The organism is Maribacter sp. ACAM166, from assembly GCF_005771495.1.
Lineage (GTDB): Bacteria > Bacteroidota > Bacteroidia > Flavobacteriales > Flavobacteriaceae > Maribacter.
Genome location: NZ_VAUW01000043.1, coordinates 12,912 through 31,712, shown reverse-complemented (window position 1 = coordinate 31,712; position 18,801 = coordinate 12,912). Strand labels below are relative to the sequence as shown.

14 protein-coding genes and 2 pseudogenes are annotated in these 18,801 nt (G+C 35.8%); 15 read left to right on the top strand and 1 reads right to left on the bottom strand.

Going from position 1 to position 18,801, the window contains the following annotated elements; translation table 11 throughout:
* The 10 genes and pseudogenes from ES765_RS18765 to ES765_RS18745 all read left to right on the top strand — a co-directional run.
* A pseudogene (locus ES765_RS18765) lies at positions 1 to 173 on the top strand (IS1595 family transposase); the annotation flags it as partial.
* A gap of 208 nt (positions 174 to 381) precedes the next feature.
* Positions 382 to 2,379: a glycoside hydrolase family 127 protein gene (locus ES765_RS18760; RefSeq protein WP_138115880.1), complete on the top strand. Its 1,998-nt coding sequence runs from the start codon at positions 382 to 384 to the stop codon at positions 2,377 to 2,379.
* A 66-nt stretch (positions 2,380 to 2,445) separates the two neighbouring features.
* Positions 2,446 to 2,703, top strand: a complete 258-nt coding sequence (locus ES765_RS22130) for a hypothetical protein (RefSeq protein ID WP_212744272.1) — start codon at positions 2,446 to 2,448, stop codon at positions 2,701 to 2,703.
* Between the two features lie 3 nt (positions 2,704 to 2,706).
* On the top strand, positions 2,707 to 3,105 hold the full coding sequence (locus ES765_RS22125; protein ID WP_212744271.1) for a beta-L-arabinofuranosidase domain-containing protein: 399 nt from the start codon (positions 2,707 to 2,709) through the stop codon (positions 3,103 to 3,105).
* 8 nt (positions 3,106 to 3,113) lie between these two features.
* Entirely contained in the window at positions 3,114 to 3,308 is a 195-nt protein-coding gene (locus ES765_RS22120; protein WP_212744270.1) for a hypothetical protein, read from the top strand.
* 30 nt (positions 3,309 to 3,338) lie between these two features.
* The gene (locus ES765_RS21905; protein WP_171017371.1) at positions 3,339 to 3,491 is read left to right on the top strand and encodes a hypothetical protein; all 153 of its coding nucleotides are present in this window, start codon (positions 3,339 to 3,341) and stop codon (positions 3,489 to 3,491) included.
* A gap of 30 nt (positions 3,492 to 3,521) precedes the next feature.
* The gene (locus ES765_RS18750) at positions 3,522 to 4,058 is read left to right on the top strand and encodes a beta-L-arabinofuranosidase domain-containing protein (protein ID WP_138115879.1); all 537 of its coding nucleotides are present in this window, start codon (positions 3,522 to 3,524) and stop codon (positions 4,056 to 4,058) included.
* A gap of 30 nt (positions 4,059 to 4,088) precedes the next feature.
* Positions 4,089 to 4,265: a hypothetical protein gene (locus ES765_RS21900; RefSeq protein WP_171017370.1), complete on the top strand. Its 177-nt coding sequence runs from the start codon at positions 4,089 to 4,091 to the stop codon at positions 4,263 to 4,265.
* 93 nt (positions 4,266 to 4,358) lie between these two features.
* Positions 4,359 to 4,529: a hypothetical protein gene (locus ES765_RS21895; RefSeq protein WP_171017369.1), complete on the top strand. Its 171-nt coding sequence runs from the start codon at positions 4,359 to 4,361 to the stop codon at positions 4,527 to 4,529.
* Positions 4,530 to 5,339: 810 nt separating this feature from the next.
* A pseudogene (locus ES765_RS18745) lies at positions 5,340 to 5,666 on the top strand (IS30 family transposase); the annotation flags it as partial.
* Between the two features lie 221 nt (positions 5,667 to 5,887).
* Here ES765_RS18745 and ES765_RS18740 read toward each other — a convergent pair.
* Positions 5,888 to 6,580 carry an NUDIX hydrolase gene (locus ES765_RS18740; RefSeq protein ID WP_138115877.1) on the bottom strand — a complete coding sequence of 231 codons (693 nt, stop codon included), beginning with the start codon at positions 6,578 to 6,580 and terminating at the stop codon, positions 5,888 to 5,890.
* A 228-nt stretch (positions 6,581 to 6,808) separates the two neighbouring features.
* Between ES765_RS18740 and ES765_RS18735 the strand changes: the two genes are divergently transcribed.
* The 5 genes from ES765_RS18735 to ES765_RS18715 all read left to right on the top strand — a co-directional run bounded on the left by ES765_RS18735 (position 6,809) and on the right by ES765_RS18715 (position 18,711).
* Positions 6,809 to 9,763, top strand: coding sequence for a SusC/RagA family TonB-linked outer membrane protein (locus ES765_RS18735; RefSeq protein ID WP_171017368.1), 2,955 nt, complete (start codon positions 6,809 to 6,811; stop codon positions 9,761 to 9,763).
* Positions 9,764 to 9,779: 16 nt separating this feature from the next.
* A complete protein-coding gene (locus ES765_RS18730) occupies positions 9,780 to 11,309 on the top strand; it encodes a RagB/SusD family nutrient uptake outer membrane protein (protein ID WP_138115875.1) in 1,530 nt (509 codons plus the stop codon).
* An 82-nt stretch (positions 11,310 to 11,391) separates the two neighbouring features.
* Complete coding sequence (locus tag ES765_RS18725) at positions 11,392 to 14,772, top strand: VCBS repeat-containing protein (RefSeq protein ID WP_138115874.1); 3,381 nt, start codon at positions 11,392 to 11,394, stop codon at positions 14,770 to 14,772.
* Positions 14,773 to 14,815: 43 nt separating this feature from the next.
* Positions 14,816 to 15,370 carry a hypothetical protein gene (locus tag ES765_RS18720; RefSeq protein ID WP_138115873.1) on the top strand — a complete coding sequence of 185 codons (555 nt, stop codon included), beginning with the start codon at positions 14,816 to 14,818 and terminating at the stop codon, positions 15,368 to 15,370.
* Positions 15,367 to 18,711 carry a VCBS repeat-containing protein gene (locus ES765_RS18715; RefSeq protein ID WP_138115872.1) on the top strand — a complete coding sequence of 1,115 codons (3,345 nt, stop codon included), beginning with the start codon at positions 15,367 to 15,369 and terminating at the stop codon, positions 18,709 to 18,711. The genes ES765_RS18720 and ES765_RS18715 overlap by 4 nt, the downstream gene beginning before the upstream one ends.
* Positions 18,712 to 18,801: the final 90 nt, after the last annotated feature.

Sequence of the window (18,801 nt, the reverse complement as noted above, 5' to 3'; positions counted from 1 at the left end):
GAGCAATACCAACTCACGTAAGCAAATGGCACGTACAAGCTTACTTTGATGAATTTTGTTTTAGAATCAACCGCTCTCAATTCAAGCAAAGTATTTTTCATAAAACTATAGAAAGAATGGTCTTAGCCAAACCTATTTATCATAAAAACATAAAACAGATACTAGGCGTATAACTCAATCTTTTAAAATAAATTCAGCTCTAGTAAAACGGATAATAGTAGTAAGGAATACAAAAAGGATTTTTAGATACTATTTTTGATTATAGCCCTGTAATTAATGGTTTTATAAAATAAAAGGAAGCTATTTTTGGTCAAATCAAAATAAAAATAACCAGACTGGTATAGAAGGCAGATTATTAATAATTAAATTTTGATAGCAATAATGAAAATAACTAAAATAGAATCGATTTGTACCATTGTTTTAAACGCATTTAAAAATCGGTTACCGGGTATAGTAACGATTGTTATGATGATAGCTGTGAATCTTGCAATTGCCCAACAGGTAAAACAAGATTATCCAATAAAACCTGTTCCATTTACAAAGGTCCAGATTAAGGATAATTTTTGGCAAAAAAGACTTGAAACCAATAGAGAAGTAACAATCCCATATACTTTTCAAAAAAGTGAGGAAACTGGAAGGATAAATAATTTTGAAAGAGCTGGGGGTTTGGAAGAGGGACCGTTTGAAGGAATCTTTTTTAATGACTCAGATGTTTTTAAAATCATTGAAGGAGCAAGCTATTCACTTCAGGTACATCCAGATGAAAGGTTGAAAAAATATCTAGATGATGTTATTTTTAAAATTGCGGCCGCACAAGAAGAGGATGGATATTTGTATACAAATAGGACTATAGACCCATCAAAAGCGGCTGACAAAGGAGGGGAGAAGAGATGGACAGATTTAGGAGTGTATCATGAACTATACAATGTAGGACATTTGTATGAGGCAGCAGTTGCGCATTTTGAAGCTACTGGCCAGCGTAACCTTTTGGATGTTGCCATTAAAAATGCAAATTTAATAGAAAACGTCTTTGGTCCTGCCAAAAATATGGGAGTACCGGGACATCAAGAAATAGAACTAGGATTGGTAAAACTCTATCGGGTTACCGGAAATAAAAAATATTTAAATCTCGCCAAGTTTTTTATAGACCAAAGAGGTAATGAGGATGGTCATACCCTATATGGGGAATACGCACAAGATGCAGAACCTTTTAGAAAACAAGAAAAGGCCGTGGGGCATTCTGTAAGAGCGGGTTATTTTTATGCAGGAGTCACCGATATTGCGGCAATAACAGGTACTCATGAATATGATGCCTCATTACATAAGATTTGGGACAATATAATTGATGCTAAAATTTACTTGACAGGCGGTATTGGAGCGGAGCCTAAGCATGAGGGTTTTGGACCAGATTATGAACTTCCGAACGCTACTGCCTATACAGAGACTTGTGCTGCGATTTCGTTAATGTTTTGGAACCATAGACTCTTTTTATTGGAGGGTGATGTAAAATACATGGACGTTTTTGAAAGAACGCTTTACAATGGGTTTTTATCTGGGGTATCTTTTGAAGGGAATACTTTCTTTTATCCAAATCCTTTGGAAACGGATGGTTTCTCAACTTTTAATCAAGGTGTCTGTGGACGCTCACCGTGGTTTGATTGTTCTTGCTGCCCAGTTAATGTTGTAAGGGTTTTACCTTCATTACCAGGTTATATATATGCTACAAAGGATGATGAAGTATTTGTAAATTTATTTATAGGAAGTACGGCAGAATTAAATGTGGGTGGTAAGGATTTGATTATAAACCAAACAACTAATTATCCGTGGGATGGGGCAGTCGAAATTTCATTTGATAATAAGGAGGATGTTATTGCTGATATTAAGATTCGAGTACCAGGTTGGTTGCGGGGAGAAGTAATGCCCGGTAATTTATACCAGTATCAGGACGAAAAGGATTTAAAGGTTGAACTTAGTGTAAATGGTAAAAAACAAAAGGCCTTTATTTCTGATGGATACCTTGAGCTTGATAAGAAAAGTTGGAAGGAAGGTGATAAGGTTAATCTGAATTTTGAAATGGAAGTGCGTAAAGTCGTGGCCAATGAAAAAGTTGTTGCAGACCGAGGAAAAATAGCATTGGAAAGGGGACCATTAGTATATTGTGTGGAGGAAGCGGATAACCCTGATGGGGTCCTTTCTCTTGAAATTCAAGAACAGGGAAATCTTAATTACACCTTTGAAAAAAACCTTCTGAACGGAGTGGGGAAAATTACAGGAGCAGCCATGATGGGCAACGAAAAAAAGAAGATTACCGCCATACCTTATTTTGCATGGGCGCATAGAAAAATGGGTGAAATGGCAGTTTGGATTGATGCCAAATAGGAAACACTTTTAAAGTGAGAATCAGAACTAATAAGCACAAGGGATGAAAATAAGATATTGATAATAATGATTTTTACGGTATTATTTTCCTGTAAGGGACATAAATCAATTGATGAAATTTCCTCCTTGATTGCAACTAAAACTACTTCTAACTATGTCGAACATAGGTTGCCTTTAAAGGAGTCACCTTATTTGGAACTCCCTCTGGGAGCCATTAAACCCAATGGCTGGTTAAGAGAGCAATTACAGGTAATGGCTTCAGGAATGACAGGGAATTTAGATAATATTTACCCGGAAGTCGTGGGGCCACGTAATGGATGGTGATGGTTGGGTGGAGATGGAGATGGTAGGGAAAGAGGCCCTTATTGGGTAGATGGTCTCTTGCCTTTGGCTTATATACTGGAGGATGAAAATTTGAAGGATAAGGTACAAAAATGGGTAGATTGGACAATTAACAATCAAACGGAAGAAGGATATATTGGTCCTGTACCTTTTGATAAGGAGCCAGAATATGAAGTTGGATTGCAAAGGGGGAAACGTAAGGATTGGTGGCCAAAAATGGTAATGTTGAAAGTGCTACAACAATATTATAACGCTACGGGAGATCAGCGTGCGATTGAAACCTTAACAAAATACTTTAAATATCAATTAAAGGAACTTCCAAACACCCCTCTTGATAAATTAACACTTTGGGCGAATAGAAGAGGGGTGATAATTTACAAGTAGTGTATTGGTTGTATAAATTAACTGGAGAAAATTTCCTTTTGGAGCTTGGTGATATCCTCCAGGAGCAGACTTTTCCATGGACTACTGTATTTTTGAACAAAGAAAACTATAATAATTCTGAAGAAGTATGGTATTATGACAAGTTGAAAGGCTACCCATTTGATTCTACCGAAATCAATTCCTTAACGGTTTCAAAAATTTGAGGCCTTCATACGGTCAATTTAGCGCAAGGGTTGAAAGAACTTATTGTAGCCTATCAAAAGGATGGAGACAATAACCATTTAATTGCGGTAAAAAAAGCGCTTAAAGATATTAAGAAATATCATGGTCAGGTTCAAGGAATGTATGGTGTTGATGAACCGTTGCACGGCTCAAACCCAATTTAGGGGATAGAATTTTGCGCTATTTCCGAAGAAATGTTTTCCTTAGAAACTATGGTGAAAATTACCGGAGTTATGGAATTTGCCGATCAACTTGAAAAAATCACCTATAATGCATTCCCAGTACAGGCATCGGATGATTATAGTTCAAGACAGTATTTCCAGGCTGCAAACCAGATTGAAATCAGCGACAGAATGGATATGTCTTTTCAAAGCAACGGACACAAGGGAATCAATTTTGTTTACGGAATCCTTACGGGCTATCCCTATTGTACAACCAATATGCATCAATCATGGCCAAAATTCACACAAAATTTGTTTTATGCTACACCTGATGGAGGGGTTGCGGCATTGCAGTATGCTTCTAGCACAGTAAATATGAAGGTTGCAGATAATGTTCGTTTACAAATTGTAGAAACAACAGGATACCCTTTTAGGGAAAATATTAATTTTGAATTTCAACTTGATAAAGATGCCAAATTCCCTTTTCACTTACGAATTCCAGCATGGAGCAACGGGGCATCTATTAGTGTAAATGGTAAAAAAATAGACACCAAAATTTCAGATAGGTAATGGAAGAATGGCGATATCATAAGATTACCTATGCAACTAGAAACATCTTTATGGTATGAATTTACCAATGCAGTGGAAAGAGGGCCATTAGTCTATGCTTTAAAAATTGAAAGCGAGGAAAAAGTCAAGATAACCAATGATATTTACAAACAATTCACAGAAGTTTTTTCAAAAGAACCCTGGAACTTTAGATTACTACAAAAGTAACTGGATAATATTCCAAATTCTATTGAAATTATAGAGAATTCATGGAACGGGGCCTACCCTTGGAACCTTCAAAATACACCAATATCCTTAAAAATGATGGGAATTAGGATACCGGAGTGGAAAGCTGTTGAACGAGTTCCAAATTTGCCTGCTTTTTGGAGACCATATTCAGCGGATAAAGGAATAATAGAAGATATTATTTTGGTTCCCTATGGCTGTAACACTTTGCGTATTTCTCAGTTCCCTACTTATGATGCCTATTAGTTTTTTTTGACGATTATAACCGGAAGCAATGGTTTATGCTTTTTTATTAAAGGTTTATTTTAATACATTTCTATGAACTCATAAGGGGACACGTCGCCTAGTAGCTGTGGAGTCTAAAACTATTGTAATTCTCTCTCGATAAATATCCAATTTTTTTGTGCAAACTAGAATTTACCGAAGATTTAAATAAGTTTTCAAGAATATTGTAGTACATACATAACCAGCAATATTTTTTATTTAATTCTGGAGAATATAAATTAGTTAGATTATTACCTTAGTAAAAGAATATAAGTTCAAATCATAAGTGCAACACGAATATTGAGCCTTGCATGAAATAAAATCATAAACAATTTTGCCTTTTTCAAAGGTATCAAATTTATTCGCTACTCAAAGTAGGATTATCCCAAACAGAAATAAGCGCTCAAGTAGGTGGTCCATAAAACACTATAAGCCGCGAGTTGAGTAACGTACCTAAGCGAGGGCAAACAGCTGGGCTTTATATTGTAGAACACGCCCAGGGCAAGACTAATTTGAGCCACAGTACCAAGCCTAAACAAATTCTTTTTGGGCGAAGGTCCGAAAAAGTGCATTGAAGGACCTATAAGCCATCAAAAATGGAGTCCGGATTTCATAGCGAATCGATCTAACAAAGAGGCCGGGTTCTGCGTAAACCACGAGACTATATACAAGTGGATATGGGCCGAAAAATACAGTGACCATAAGGGTCATGTGAACTATAAAAAATTATACAGGCTTTTGTTTCATACGGGACGAATACAAAAACGGAATTAAACCAAAGATAAACGTGGCGTCATTACTGGCCGAATAGGCATTGACAAACGACCAAAGGTTGTAGAACATCGCTCACGTATCGGCGATATAGAAGTTAATCTTATGATAGGGGAAAATCATAAGTCGGCTTTATTGGTGATGACTGATAGGACGACTTTAGTAACTATGATTGAAAAACTAAATAGTAAAAATGCAGAAGAAGTCTATCATAAAATGAACGAACGGCTTACTAACTTTAATTCATCTTGGGTCGAAACACTCACCCTTGATAATAGAAAAGAATTTGCCTATCACTACAAAATAGTAAAAGACTTAAACGTGAAAATATATTTTACAAGACCTTAGACGTCGTAGGGCAAAAGGGCGGTAGTGAAAGGAATAGGAGTCATCAGAAGATTTTTCCGTATGAAAACAGACCTTCGACATGTTTCGGCTAAAAGGATAAAAGAAGTAGAAAGATTACTAAATTAAAGACCCATTAGAAAATTCAGTTGTAAGAACCCAATTGAAGGCCTAAAAGATAAGTGTATTGCACTTATGGGTTGAACTCAGCGAAGTATATAATATTATAGCTTAAAATTAAAACCTTCTTGTACTTTAAGATTGTATTTTTTCTCATTGAATTGAAATAGAAATGCGCCTTTTTTGGAGGAACTCATATCTTTTTCATCCAACTTAATTAGAATATCTAAAGAATTGAACTTGTTAATGAAGTTTCGTTTGTCCAATTTCCTATCCAATATGGCTTCATACAGTTTTTGTAATTGGCGCATTGTAAATTTTTCAGGTAACAGTTCAAAGCCAATGGGTTTGTTTAATGCTCTTTTGCGTAATCTAGACATTGCGCGTTCCACCATACGGTTATGGTCAAAAATCAATTTAGGTGCATCCTTAAGATTAAACCAATGTATTGGGTTTTGTTTTAAAAGTTCCTTGTTATGAGATGCGATATCAATTAAGGCATAATAAATAACAGAAATTGTTCTCTCGGCAGGATCACGATCTACTTTGGAGAACGAATATACCTGTTCCATATATATATTGTTTAGACCTGTCAAATGATTAAGTATCCTGATGGCCGCTTTGTCTAAATCCTCTTCTTTTTTAAGAAAACCTCCCATTAAGGACCAATTTCCCTTTTCTGGTTCAAAGTCTCTTTTAACTAATAAAATTTTTAATTGTTCTTTATCAAATCCAAAAATTATACAATCAACTGCCAATAGAATCTTGTCTTCCTTATTATAGTTATTTAAAATCATTGTTGAATTTTTGCTTAGCAAATTTAACAACATTTAGATAATTTTTAATTAAATAACCCGGCTATTCCTAAAAAGCTAAATTATTACTAATTGGACTGGTTAATTCTTAATGTGCTAAAATATTAGTGTTAAAATTACACATATTTAAATATAGCTCTTGCATATGTGTTTTTTATTTATATATTTACTTGTGTATTTATGACACTTAATAAACAACCAGACTCACTTATGAAAAAAAAACTAATTCGTTTCAGATTTGAATTTCGACTTCCCAAATACGTTGGGAAATTGACTTTTCTCCTATTATTGGTTACTGTGTGCGGCTTTGGACAAACCCAAAAAACAATTCAAGGTACTGTCGTTAGCGCTACTGATGATATTCCATTATTAGGAGTCAATGTTATTGTAAAGGGTACCAATATAGGGACCGTAACTGATTTCGATGGAAAATATTCCATTCAAGCTTCATCTTCTGATGTCTTACAGTTTAGTTCTGTTGGTTTTAAAGCGTTTGAAACTCCTGTTTTAGAAGAGTCTATAATCGATGTTTCCTTAGGAGAAGATGCAACCCAACTCAACGAAGTTACCATTACCAGTATTGGTTATGGTACAGTTGAAAGAAGGGAAATAACCAGTGCTGTTGCTAGTGTTGATGCTGAAGAATTTAACAGGGGTAATATCAATGACCCTTCACAATTATTACAGGGTAAAGTAGCGGGGTTATCAATTGCAAAACCTGGTGGTGATCCAAATGCCGGTTTCAATATTCGTTTAAGGGGGTTGTCAACTTTTGGGGCTAATTCTCAACCCTTAACTGTTATCGATGGAGTAGTTGGAGGTTCTTTAGCTTTAATTGATCCAAATGATATAAAATCTATAGAGGTTCTTAAAGATGCATCTGCGGCAGCTATTTACGGAACTAGGGGTGCTTCTGGGGTTATTTTGGTAACTACTAAAAAAGCTGTTGGCGTAGATGCAGCTAGAATCGATTATAATACATATTTAGCAGTTGAAAGTGTTGCTAGGTTTGTGCCTAATTCTACCCCAGAACAATTTGTTGAGGCCGGTGGTATTGACAACGGTTATAAAACTGATTGGTTGGGTTTATTAACACGAACAGGAATATCAAACGTTCATAATTTAGCAATTTCTAATGGCACTAAAAATGGTAATTATAGAGCTTCAATTAACTACAGGGACGTCGAAGGTGTTGGCTTAGGTACTGGCTTTGAGCAATTAAACGCAAGATTCAACTTTGAACAGCGTGCCTTGAACGATAAATTTATTTTGACACTAAATGGTGGTATTACAAAAAGAAGTGCCCAATTTAAGCCATATGAAGCACTTCGGTTTGCGATAATTGCGGATCCAACAGCTCCGGTTTATAATGGAGGCGACCCAGCTAACGGTTATTGGGAGCCTACTACGCCAGAGTATCACAACCCATTAGGAATTGCGAATGAAGTCACAGATGAAGGTGAGTTTAAAACTATGTTGGGGAATATTAGGGCTAAATATAATTTCACAGAAAATTTTGACTTTTCGGCATTCTACTCGTTACAATATGAGAGTGACCTGCGTTCCCAATACTTTTCCTCAAAAACACGCTTTTCGACTGCATCAGGTCAAAATGGGCGTGCACGCAAAGAAAGTGAGGATAGACAGAATGAACTTTTCGAATTAACGGCCAATTATCAGAAAACCTTCAATGGTTTAAAGGTTTCCTTATTAGGAGGTTATTCTTGGCAGCAATTGTCATTTGAGAATTTCAATGCCTTTAATACTAATTTTATTACAGATGATTTGCTATATAATTCTTTGGAGCTAGGTTTGGGTACAGCTACCGGTAGTGATGCGTTTGCTGGAATGAATAGTCAAAAGGAAGAATCTAGATTAATTTCTTTTTTTGGTAGGGCTATGTTTAATTACGAGAACAAGCTTTTCATAAGTGGTTCTTTTAGAAGAGAAGGATCTTCAAAATTTGGTATAAACGAACAGTGGGGTGATTTTTATTCTATTAGTGGAGGAATTGATTTTGCGGAGATGTTTGAGATTCCATTTAGCGCTTTAAAGCTTCGTGCAGGTTATGGTGTTACAGGTAATTTACCAAATGAAAACTATGAAAGCCGAACAAGGCTATCAAGAGGCTCTAGAAGTTTTTTTAATAATACACGTTATTTGCAAGGTGTTAATTTTACATCCAACCCTAACCCAAATCTTAAATGGGAGGAAAAGGCCGAAACCAACATAGGTTTGGACTTTGGTTTCTTGAATTCCAGAATATATGGCTCAGTTGACGTTTACAGCAGAAATACAACAGATGTTTTACAGTCCGTTAGCGTTCCAGTTCCACCCAATTTTTTCCCAAATACCTTATTGAATATTGGCGAATTAAAATCCAATGGTCTGGAAATAGCTTTGAATGGAGCAGTGGTTCAAAAAACAGATTTTTCTTATGATACAGGAATAACCTTTTCAACATTCAATACTGAACTTGTTAGTTTAGATGGTGATAGGGAGCAAATATTCCTTGGAAATCTTGGTGCTCCCGGATTGAATAATATTTTGGTGATTCGTGTAAAGGAAGGGGAAAAGATAGGTGATATCATGGCGCCAACCTTTGAAGGATTGGATGATCAGGGTAGAAGAATAATCACAGATATTAATGGGGATGGTACTATTAACCAAGAAGATGATGCTGTAGTGGCAGGAAATGGTCTGCCAGATTTTGAATTGGGGTGGAGCAACTCATTTAATTATAAGAATTTAGATCTTAATTTCACGATTAGAGGTGCTTTTGGCCATAGTTTGGTAAATATCAATAGGGCCTATTATGAATCTCCTGCTGCCTCGAATAACTATAACCCGGTTAGAACCAAATATTATTTACCAGAATTGACACAGCCAGAAAGTTGGAACAGCTATTATGTAGAAAAGGCAGATTTTCTGAAGCTAGACAACATCACTTTGGGCTATAACTTTGAAATCAGTAAATCTTCTGCTATAAAGAGTTTTAGACTGTATGCCTCAGGACAGAATTTATTTGTAATCAGTGGCTATTCAGGTGTTGATCCGGAGGTTCGGTATACATATGGTGGTTCGCCCTTGGCACCTGGTGTTGAAGACCGAAATTCTTATTTCCGTACAAAATCCATTAGTTTAGGATTAAACATAGGACTTTAATATAAAAACTTGCAAAATGAAAACAGTAAAAATAAAATTAACCAGTTATAGTATCCTTGGTTTGATGCTTATCACATCCTGTACCGATCTTGAGACAGAAATTTATAGTGATTTGACTCCATTAACCGAGTATACGACTACAGATACACAGCTAGCTGCAATATTAACAGCATATGAACCTTTAAAACAGGGATATGCGGGTAGTTACTTTAATCTTCAGGAACTTTCTACTGAAACTAGTGCTGCCCCTGCAAAATTTGGACCATGGGATGATGGTGGTCTCTGGGCAAGGCTTCATAGGCATGAATGGGAAAACAATTCAGGCGATATCAATGGGGCTTGGAACTTTTGTTTTAGCGGTGTATCCACTTGTAACAGACTCATTGAAGAGTTTCAAGTATCCGCTGCAGATTCGGAGGCGGCAGTTATTGAGCTAAGGGCAATTAGGGCACTCTATTTCTATATTGCCATGGATATGTTTGGCGATGTTCCATTGGTGACCACGTTTGCTACTGCAGAGGCAAGTCCATCAAGAACACCAAAACAGGAGGTGTTCAATTATATAGTTGCTGAGTTGGAAGAACTGATTCCACTTTTACCATCGGGAACAAAAGGTGAATTGTATGGAAGAATAAATAGTTGGTCAGCCATGGGTATTTTGGCAAGGGTATATTTAAATGCTGAAACTTATACAGGCACACCTCAATGGGAAAAGGTAGCGACCCTTACACAGCAAATAATAGATGGTGGGCAATATTCATTAGAGCCTAATTATTTAGATAATTTTGAAATTAGAAACGAAGGGTCTAACGAAAATATTTTTGTAGTTCCTTATTCCAAATCCAGTGGACCTGGATTTGCTTTACATATGGAAACTTTACACCCTTTGAATAAGGAAACCTATGATTTGCAAAATGGGCCATGGAATGGTTATACGGCATTGGAGGAATTTTATAATTCTTTCGAAGAAACAGATGGACGTAAGCAAATGTTTATTGTAGGTCAACAATATACTAGTTCTGGGGAGCCTATTAATGATCCTAATGGGGCCATTGAGGTAGATTCAAAAGGCAATCCTGAACCTGATGGCCCACCATTGATTTTCACTCCCTTTATTAATGAATTAACGCCCAAGGCCTTCAGTCAATCTGGTGCACGGATAGGAAAGTATACGTTTGAAAATGGTATTGGTACGGCAATGGAAAATGATTTTCCAGCAGTTAGATATGCTGATGTGGTATTGATGAGGGCTGAAGCGCTTTGGAGAGAAGATAATGCAAGTGGCGAAGCTGTTGAACTTATTAGGCAGGTACGCGAAAGAGTAGGTTTGGATGCGATTAATCCTATAACGGAAGATGCCCTCTATGATGAGATTCAACGAGAATTGGCATTTGAATGCCAAGCAAGAACGGTTATGATTAGGTTTAATAGATTTGATAAACAATGGTGGGAAAAAACCATAACAGATTCTAATAAAAATGTTTTTCCTATCCCCACAGATCAACTTAACGGGAATCCTAATCTAGTTCAAAACCCTGGTTATTAGGCGTATTAAAAAATGTTGTTTAGTTAGTTAATCAGGAAAGACACTATATTTAAGTGTCTTTCCTATTTTTAGACACTCTTTTATGAAAAGAAAGGTTTTGTGTAGTTTTATTTTACTTTTGCCATTACTCTACATTTCTTGTAGAAAGGATGTTCGAGATGCACAAACCACTACGAATGAAACGACTCTTTTTACATCCTTACCTTCATCTCTTACTAATATCGATTTTGAAAATAGATTAACTTATACAGAGGATTTTAATACTTACACATATCGTAATTTTTACAATGGCGGTGGGGTTGCCATTGGGGATATAAACGATGATGGGCTTCAAGATTTATTTTTTACCGGTAGTATGGTATCTAATAAACTGTATTTAAATCAGGGAGATTTTAAGTTTAAGGATGTAACCAATGAAAGTGGACTTAACTCTTTAGGGGTTTGGTCAACTGGTGTTAGTTTTGCAGATGTAAATGGAGATGGATTGGTGGATATTTACATATGTAAGTCTGGAAAGCCGGAAGGTGAAAGAAGAAACAACGAACTCTTCATTAATAAAGGATTGGATGAAACTGGTGCATACCCTATTTTTCAGGAAATGGCTAAAGAGTATGGAATAGCAGATTATGGGTTTTCTACCCATGCCGTTTTTTTTGACTTTGACAAGGATGGGGACCTTGACATGTATCTACTAAACAATTCAATCAAATCTATAGGTAATTATAATTTAAAAAAGGATCAGCGTTTGATTAGAGATCCCTACGGAGGGAATAAGCTTTATAGGAATGATGGTGCTGTTTTTACAGATGTTAGTGAACATGCTGGTATTTACGGTAGTACTATAGGTTTTGGTTTAGGAGTAACCATAGGGGACTTGAATAAGGATGGTTGGCAAGATATATTTGTTTCCAACGATTATTTTGAAAAGGATTATCTGTATATCAATAACAAAAATGGAACATTCACCGAAAATTTAGAAAATATTATTGGTGAAATTAGTCTTGGGTCTATGGGGGCTGATATGGCAGATATCAATAATGATGGATTTCCAGAGATCTTTGTGACCGAAATGCTTCCTAAAGAAGAATCCCGCTTAAAGACAAAAGCAATTTTTGAGGATTGGAATAAATACCAGGCCAATATCAAAGCCGGATATTATAAGCAGTTTTCAAGGAATGTCCTACAATTGAATAGAGGATATAAAGATGATGATGACAACATATTCATGAGTGAAATCTCAAGATTCTCTGGAGTGGATGCTACAGATTGGAGCTGGGGAGCACTAATAGCGGACCTTAATAATGATGGGCTAAAAGATTTATTTGTGGCTAACGGAATCTATAAAGACCTTATCGATTTAGACTATTTAAACTTTTATGCAAATCCCATTACAGCGCATCGTCTTTTTGAGGAAAGGGGTAGTTTTCTTAAACAGCTAATAGATAGTATACCCTCCACCCCTTTGCCTAATTTTGCCTATAAAAATAATGGTGATCTTACCTTTACAGATGAGACTATAGATTGGGGTTTTGAGAAGCCTACTTTCTCAAATGGATCCGCTTATGCAGATTTGGATAATGATGGGGACCTTGATTTGGTTTTGAACAATGTTAATATGTTAGCATCGGTTTATCGGAATAATACGGAATCGTTACGACCGGAAAATCATTTTTTGACCATAGCTTTAGAAGGTACTAGAAATAACACTTTCGCCTTGGGTAGCCAGGTGACAGTTTATCAGGATGGTGTTGAGCAATATCAAGAACTTGCGCCAATGAGAGGCTACCAATCCTCAGTGGACTATAGACTTCACTTTGGACTTGGGATAAACTCAAAGCTTGATTCTATTCGTATTCAATGGCCAGATTTGTCTGTACAGATAGAAAAAAATATTCCAATTGACCAAATAATTTCATTTTCCCAAAAAATAAATAAAAACGCTAGCCCAACGGAACAAGAACATATAACAATAGTAAAGAGAATATTCAATTTGGAAAATGGCAATAAAGGGTTGGAATATCATTACAAGAAATCAAGCTTTGATGATTTCAATCGTAATCCACTATTGTTCCACATGCAATCTGCAGAAGGTACAAGAATGTCAGCGGCAGATGTTAATAACGATGCAAGAGATGATATATATATTGGTGGTGGAAAAGGGGAATCTGGTGTTCTATTCGTTCAAAATAACAATGATAATTTTACTATAAAGCCGCAACCTAGCTTTGAAAATGATAAATCCAGTTTGGATACTGGTTCCTGTTTTTTTGATGCTGACAACGATGGTGATTTGGATTTGTATGTGTGTAGTGGTGGCAATGAATTCCCTTCTACTTCTTCCTCCTTAAAAGATAGGCTTTATATTAACGAGGGAAACGGCAATTACGTATTATCTAGTCAAAATCTACCAACCAATGCTTATGAGAATTCCTCTTGTGTTACGGCTGCTGACATTGACAATGATGGTGATCAGGACTTGTTTGTGGGGACGCGCTCAAAGTCTTTTGATTATGGTATTCCAGTAAACGGTTATATACTTATAAATGATGGAATGGGACAATTTACCAATAAGACAGATTTATTGGCACCAGAACTAATTGGAATTGGGATGATAACAGATGCCAAATGGTTTGATTATGATAATGATAATGATGAAGATTTGGTTGTGATAGGGGATTGGATGCCAGTTTCTATCTTTCAAAATAATGGAGGTTCATTTGTGCAAAGCACTAAGGAAGTTGGTTTGGAGAGGAGCAATGGTTTTTGGAATACAATAGAAATTGCTGATATAGATTCAGATGGACATTTAGATATGGTTGTTGGTAACCATGGTTTAAATTCGAGATTTAAGGCTACCTCCAATAAGCCTGTTCGAATGTATGTAGAGGACTTTGATGCCAATGGGAAAACAGAGCATATTATTACTTCCTATAAAGGAGAAAAGGAATATCCTTTAATTGGAAAGACAGATTTAGTTTCACAACTTCCTTATTTAAAAAAAAAATATTTAAAATTCAAGAGCTATCAGGAACAAACGGTCGAAGATATTTTTGGGATAGAACCGATAAAAAAATCAAGAGTATTGAAAGTACGTACTATGGCTTCGACTTGTTATTTGTATAAAGGAGGAAGATATGAGGAACATAAGCTTCCTTCGGAAGCCCAATTTTCACCAGTTTATGCCTTAGAAGTCTTGGACTATGATAAAGATGGTAATTTGGATATACTTCTTGGAGGTAATTTTTATTGGTCAAAACCGGAGGTAGGTATCCAAGATGGGAATAGGGCACTTTTTTTAAAAGGCGATGGAAAAGGAGATTTTTCAATTCTTAAATCTAACGACTCTGGATTGTTCATAGAAGGGGAGGTTCGTGATATTAAAAGTATTACTGTAGGTCAAGGAAGAGTAACCTTGTTTTTAAAAATGAACGATAGCCTTTCAATTTTAGGGTATCAAAAATAAATCTGTGAAAGTGAGATTTCGACTACTTAAAATTATTTACCACATGGTATTCATTGTTGTATTAGGCTGTAATAGGTCTAACGAGGCAAAATATAAACTTTTCGAAAAAAATGAGTTAGCTAAGGAAATACGTGAAGATAGCCTGTTTAAGGGGCTATATCTAAAAATGCCATTTAAGGATTTCAGGACCTATAGTTTTGACATGAACATTCAAGGGCATTTCAAACAAGGAGGGCAAAAAAGTCCAAATTGGGTTCAATGTAAATTAGATGAAATGACTTATCCGGCTACATTGACCTTTTACCCCCAATTTAAGAACGATTCTATTAATGAACTTAATGCAGCCATATATTATGAGAACGCTAAGTTCAATGATGGTGTTTTTGAAAAGGATAGTCTTTTATTGGACGTACTTAACTTAATGGATAAATGGTATGGAGGTGAATTCTTTAAGATAAAAAGCCCAAATTTTTACAAAGAGGATGTTTATGTAAAATTGAAAGGGAATCGGAGGATTACCGTTTATCCAGATGCAGGTGGACAAATAATTAATCTATGGTATGTAGACTTGACCAATTTAAAAGAAGATAGACAATGAAGAACCTGATTTTGAGACTTACCATTGGGCTTCTGCTGTTCGTTAGCTGTGATAATTATCTTAAAAATAAGGAATCAAAAAATCTGTTTAAGTTGATGGATAAAGGACAGACGGGAATTTCATTTGTCAACCAGCTAAAATATGATCAAGATTTTAATGTTTTTACCTATCGGAACTACTATAATGGCGGGGGAGTAGCAATAGGAGATATTAATAACGATGGATTATCAGATATTTATTTCACATCCAATTTGCAAACTAATAAGCTCTATTTAAATAAGGGGGGGTTTCAGTTTGAGGATATTTCAAAAAAGGCCGGTATTGAGGGAAATCGTTTCTGGTCCACAGGTGTGAATATGGTAGATGTGAATGCCGATGGCCTTTTGGATATCTACGTATGTAATTCTGGAGATATCGATGGAGATGACAAACAAAATGAACTTTTTATAAATAATGGAGATTTGACCTTTACCGAAAGTGCTGAAAATTATGGTTTGGACGATAACGGTCTTTCCACCCATTCCGTATTTTTTGATTATGACAATGATGGTGACCTAGATGCCTACATAATTAATAATTCTTTTAGGGCAATAGGTTCGTTCAATATGAATAAAAATGAACGTAACGTTAGGGATTCTATAAATGGGGATAGATTGTATGAAAATGAGAATGGTTATTTTAAAGATGTAAGCATAGAGGCTGGCATATATGGGAGTACAATTGGCTTTGGTTTAGGGGTTATCGTGACAGATTTAAACGACGATGGTTGGCAAGATATCTATGTTTGTAATGATTTTTTTGAGCGTGACTACGTCTATATGAATAATCAGGATAGAACTTTCTCAGAAAAATTGGAACAACAAATGCCCTCTATTAGTATGGCTTCCATGGGCATAGATGAAGCTGATATCAACAATGATGGTTTTCCCGAAATTTTTGTAACTGAAATGCTTCCAAAAGAGGAGTCACGGATTAAAACATCTATGTCCTTTGAAAGTTGGAATAACTATAAAAGCAAGATAAGGAGTGGATATCATAGCCAGTTTACAAGAAATATGTTCCACGTTAACAACGGTTTGGATGCCAATAACGATATTTATTTCAGTGAAATTTCAAGGTTGGAGGGAATGGAAGCCACAGATTGGAGTTGGAGTGTACTTATGGCAGATTTTGACCTTGACGGGTATAAAGATGTTTATGTGACTAATGGGGTCTACCAAGACATACTCAATCAAGATTATCTAAATTATATATCAAGCGAAGTGGTGGCAAGGAGTATGATTACAGAAAAAGGTGTTAATTATAAAAAATTAATAGATATCATTCCCTCCAAACCTATTTCCAATGTAGCCTTTTCTGGCGGACCTGAATTTGACTTCAAGGATAGTACGGATGATTGGGGCCTTCAAAAGCCTGGATTTTCTAATGGTATGGCCTATGGTGATTTGGACAATGACGGTGATTTAGATCTTGTTATCAACAATGTTAATTCAGAAGCTTTTGTATATAAGAATAATGCGGATATGGTTTCGCCAAATCACCTCTATGTAAAGGTTAGATTAATCGGGGCAGATAAAAATACGTATGCTTTGGGGTCAAAAGTATCTCTTTATCAAAATGGGGAAGTTCAGATTCTAAGGGAAATGCCTAGTAGAGGTTTTCAATCCTCTGTTGATCCAATATTGATTTTTGGTTTAAGGGATCAATCAAAAATTGATTCGGTTATTGTTGAATGGCCTACTGGCAAAGTATCAAAGATTTTCAACGTTGCTATAAATCAAAAGATTGAAATAGAGGAAGTAAAATCACAATTGAACAGTATCAATAAAAAGGAAACCAGTACGTCGCATTATGGTTTTGATTTAAAAACAGTTTCTATTAAGGAAATCGGACTGATGAAACATAACGAAAATATGTTTAGCGATTTCGATAGGGATGGTTTAATTTTTCAAATGAGCTCTACGGAAGGCCCAAAAATGGCAATTGCTGATGTTAATGGTGATGGTTTGGAAGATGTATTTCTTTGTGGAGCTGTTGGTTTTGAAAGTCAACTTTTTTTACAGACGAAGGAAGGTAGGCTTATTTTAAAGATTAACTCTGGTTTTGAAGAAGATAAACGTTCAGAAGATGTGGATGCGTTGTTTTTTGATGCAGACCAAGATGGTGATCAAGATATTTATGTGGTAAGTGGAGGAAATGAATATCCAAATACTTCATCTGCATTAAGTGACCGGCTATACATAAATGACGGAAATGGAATTTTTACACGTACCAAACAAATATTACCTACCTCTTCTTTCGAAAGCACCTCATGCGTCACGGCAAAAGATTTTGATAATGATGGTGATATTGACCTTTTCGTAGGAACAAGACTTAGGAACAGGAATTATGGTATTCCTCAAAATGGGTATATATTGGAGAACCTTGGTAAGGGAGTTTTTAAAGATGTTTCAACAGATTTGGCTCCTGGCCTAAAGGAATTAGGAATGATAAAGGATGCTGTTTGGACAGATTTTAATAGGGATGGGAAGCAAGATCTGATAGTTATAGGGGAATGGATGGCCATTCAACTTTTTCAACAGACTGAAAAGGGGTTTGCAAAAATTAAGAGTGGTAATGTTAATTCATTTTCCGGTTGGTGGAATACCATAGAAGTAGTGGATTTGGATAACGATGGCGATGATGATTATATAGTGGGTAATCATGGGCTAAACAGCAGATTTAAAGCTACGGACGAAAAGCCGATATCATGTTACATTAAAGACTTTGACCAAAATGGTACTATTGAACAAATCATATGTACGTACAATGGTGATGAGTCTTATCCTATGATACTGCGTCATGACCTAACTTCTCAACTTCCGTATTTAAAGAAAAGATTTCTAAAGTATGAGGATTATAAACTAAAGCATATTAATGAGATTTTCACGAAAGAACAGCTTTCCGGATCCCAAGTAAATGAAGTTAACTATTTACAATCTGCGGTCATCTGGAACCGCGATGATGGTTTAGAACTGGAGGCGTTACCTTTAAAGGCACAATATTCACCTATCTACGCAATTAAATCAAAGGATATGAATGGCGATGGTTTTAAGGATATTCTTTTGGGAGGAAATCTTTGGGAAGTAAAACCTGAAATTGGTAAATATGACGCCAGTTATGGTCTGTGTCTCTTGAATGATGGAAAGGGCTCCTTCAAGGAAATTCCCAATAATGAAATTGGGTTAAGAATCAATGGGCAAGTTCGTGATATAAAGGAAATGCATATTAAAGGAGAAGACTATTTTTTAGTAGCAAAGAATAATGAAGATGTTCAGTTTATAAGAATTGAGAAACCATAATAGCTATGGATCGGGTGAAATCATTTTTGGATATACGTATTTGTTTGTTGGTATTTGGTTTTTGTCTTTTAAGTTGTAAAGACCAAACTA

What these genes read in the sequence shown, in the direction of transcription:
- ES765_RS18760 (WP_138115880.1), top strand. Translation starts at nt 382, where the DNA reads ATGAAAATAACTAAAATAGAATCGATTTGTACCATTGTTTTAAACGCA.
- ES765_RS22130 (WP_212744272.1), top strand. Translation starts at nt 2,446, where the DNA reads ATGATTTTTACGGTATTATTTTCCTGTAAGGGACATAAATCAATTGAT.
- ES765_RS18750 (WP_138115879.1), top strand. Translation starts at nt 3,522, where the DNA reads ATGTTTTCCTTAGAAACTATGGTGAAAATTACCGGAGTTATGGAATTT.
- ES765_RS21900 (WP_171017370.1), top strand. Translation starts at nt 4,089, where the DNA reads ATGCAACTAGAAACATCTTTATGGTATGAATTTACCAATGCAGTGGAA.
- ES765_RS21895 (WP_171017369.1), top strand. Translation starts at nt 4,359, where the DNA reads ATGATGGGAATTAGGATACCGGAGTGGAAAGCTGTTGAACGAGTTCCA.
- ES765_RS18740 (WP_138115877.1), bottom strand. Translation starts at nt 6,580, where the DNA reads ATGATTTTAAATAACTATAATAAGGAAGACAAGATTCTATTGGCAGTT.
- ES765_RS18735 (WP_171017368.1), top strand. Translation starts at nt 6,809, where the DNA reads ATGAAAAAAAAACTAATTCGTTTCAGATTTGAATTTCGACTTCCCAAA.
- ES765_RS18730 (WP_138115875.1), top strand. Translation starts at nt 9,780, where the DNA reads ATGAAAACAGTAAAAATAAAATTAACCAGTTATAGTATCCTTGGTTTG.
- ES765_RS18725 (WP_138115874.1), top strand. Translation starts at nt 11,392, where the DNA reads ATGAAAAGAAAGGTTTTGTGTAGTTTTATTTTACTTTTGCCATTACTC.
- ES765_RS18720 (WP_138115873.1), top strand. Translation starts at nt 14,816, where the DNA reads ATGGTATTCATTGTTGTATTAGGCTGTAATAGGTCTAACGAGGCAAAA.
- ES765_RS18715 (WP_138115872.1), top strand. Translation starts at nt 15,367, where the DNA reads ATGAAGAACCTGATTTTGAGACTTACCATTGGGCTTCTGCTGTTCGTT.